The 2,527-nt window shown below is 67.7% G+C and carries 3 protein-coding genes; all 3 read right to left on the reverse strand.

Annotated features, from left to right (window positions below):
* Positions 1 to 861 (reverse strand): S1 family peptidase (locus DD1DGNOD_RS24205; protein ID WP_131771108.1); only part of this gene is annotated, 861 nt, incomplete at its 3' end.
* Between the two features lie 365 nt (positions 862 to 1,226).
* Positions 1,227 to 1,745 carry a group II intron maturase-specific domain-containing protein gene (locus DD1DGNOD_RS24215; protein ID WP_131771109.1) on the reverse strand — a complete coding sequence of 173 codons (519 nt, stop codon included), beginning with the start codon at positions 1,743 to 1,745 and terminating at the stop codon, positions 1,227 to 1,229.
* Positions 1,746 to 1,905: 160 nt separating this feature from the next.
* On the reverse strand, positions 1,906 to 2,527 hold a 622-nt coding region (locus DD1DGNOD_RS24220; RefSeq protein WP_241255955.1), incomplete at its 5' end, for a reverse transcriptase domain-containing protein.

Raw genomic sequence — 2,527 nt, forward strand, 5'->3', positions numbered from 1 at the left:
GATCTTGGGTGCGGCCGGATCGGCGCACCAGTCCGCCAGCGCCCGCCGCTCCTCGGTCCGGCCGTAGAAACCGACCACAGCCCGGGCCGGATGCAACAGCAGCGCCGGCGACGGCACCCACTCGGTGACCGGGGTCGTAAACAGCCCGGCCAGCTCCACCGACTCCACCGGCAGCCGCCCGTCACCGGCCATCACCAGCTTGCGGAACCCAGGATCGGTTGCAAGAACGTGGACCTGGGTGGCCTGCAGCCGCCGTTCACCGAAATTGGGCAGGCTCCTTATCACCACACCGATCAGCAACCCCCCGGCGAACAGGCCCGCCCCCGACATCCCCGACCACCGCGACGGCTCATCCGCACGCGGCGGCTCGGCGGGGAACTCCCGAATGACCATGTCGTAGTAGCGGGCCTCCTCATCCACCCCAGGATTGACATGCCCGGTCGCATGCTCGCAGACCCCCGTGCTGCGGGGGAACCCCTGCGTCTCACAGGGCACACCCCCGGCCTGCCCGGTCAACCAGCCCCACCGCACCGGCGGAAGCGCCGGCGGCACCCACCCGCTCTCACAGATCTTGACCAGGGCCACATCCACCGGTGCCGGGGCGGACCACACCGGCGTCGCCTCCCGCCAGCGCTGCGACCCCGGCAGTTGCACCGATATATAGGAGGCATCCTCCACCACATGCGCGGCCGTCAACACCAACCGATCCGTGACCAGCACGCCCGACCCACACAGCGCAGCGTGTACCTGGACCACCCGATCCGCCGGCACCCCTGCTCCCACCGTTCGCCCTCCTAGATGTCGGCCACGATCAGCCGCGTTCCCGGTCCCGGATCCGCGCCGGTCCGCCCGTTGCCCCATCCTGCGGTTTCAACACCAACTTCAACCGGTGCGTCGACGCCGTGGACACACCGGCTTGACCGCCACCGTCACCTCCAAGGCGAATGCCAACTCCACGGGTTCCACCTCGAACCGGAACCGTGGGTGATCACCGTAGCCTTCGCCGCCGCTTCCAACTCGTCTCGTAGCGCACCCACAGCCTCCGCCAGACCCACCTATAGATCATCCAACACTACAGCACTCCCTCTGTCGGAAACGTCATCACATAGGCGCCCACCGCCGCAACACGGGAGTGGTTGGGTAGGGAGCTGGCGCGGTGACGAATGACCGCTCCGTTTCCAGCTCCCTCCCGTCGATTCCGTGCATGCGGTTCTCCCGCACACGGCTCACCGACGTCTTTCACCGCCGGCATTCGGTGATCTCCAGGGACGGTTTGGTCTGGGAGCGAGCACGGTCCCGGCAAGGTTGAGCAGGCCGAAGTGGTCGGGTGAGGCGTAGGCCACGACCCGCCAGCCCCACGCCCGGCTGCGTTTGTGACGGTTCGCCACGAAGATCGCAGCCCGGTGTAGGGCGTAGGTCTGCATCGTGTCGAACATCCAGGCTGAGTTTCCGTAGCGGAAGTACCCGGCCCAGCCGCGTAGGAAGGCGTTCACCTGCCGTATGACGGTGTCAACCGGCACCAGCAGCCGCGACCGGGCGGTCAGGTCCCGGATCCGGTCGCGGGCGTGCTGAGCGGCCTTGCGGGACGGCCAGCGGGCAAGGAAGATAATGCGTCTGGCCCCGGCCCGGCTCCGGGAGCGTACCAGCCGATGGTGGAGTAGGGTAGGTGACTGGCGCGGTGACGCTCTGGGCTTTAGGCGCTGGTCCGGTACCTTTGTCCGCACGGTTTCCCGTGCGTTTCTCATCCCGGCCTGCCATAGCAGCGTCCCGTTTCCAGCCGCCCCCCGTCGAACTGTGCAAGCGGTTCTCCCGCACACAGCTCACCGACGCCGTTCACCGCCGGCATTGGTCGCGGTAGGGACCGTCCTTGCGGACGGCCCCCCGCACAGATCCCAGCGTGCGGGACTACCGCACTGGGCTCCTGCCTCGGGTCTTGGCGTCGAAGCGCACGCTCGGCATTGGGTGGCGTGGACGGGCGGGTGGTAGCCATCGGTCGGCGTGGCGCCCCATGCGCGCCCAGGTCAGTCGCGTGCGCTGGCTTCGTCGGCGTAGTGCCTTGAACCAGTGCCATGTGGTCTGGGTGCGGAAGGATGCGACCGCGTCGGTGTTGCCGGGAACGGCGTAGTAGTTGAGGTGCCCGAGCACCACACTGCGTAGCCACTGCCCCTGGACTGGGACGGGTTGGTGCCGGCGTCGCTTCAGTTCCTCCTTGATCCCTTTGAGCTTCGCCCGCATCCGCTTCTTGTCCGTGACACGCCTCACCCAGAAGTGCCCCTTCCTGGACGTCGCGCACAGGTGCGTGAACCCCAGGAAGGTGAACGTCTCCGGCTTCCCGAGACCGTGGGCCTTCCGCCAGCCGGCCGCGTGGCGTCCGAACTGGATCAGCCGGGTCTTGTCGGGATGCAGTTCCAGACCGAACCTGGCGAACCTCTCGCGCAAGTCGGTGAGGAACCGGCGGGCGTCGTCCTCGTACTCGAAGCCGGTGATCGCGTCGTCGGCGAAACGGACGACGATCATCTGTCCGCGT

Origin of the sequence: Candidatus Protofrankia californiensis (genome assembly GCF_900634765.1) — a bacterium.
Taxonomy (GTDB): domain Bacteria; phylum Actinomycetota; class Actinomycetes; order Frankiales; family Frankiaceae; genus Protofrankia; species Protofrankia californiensis.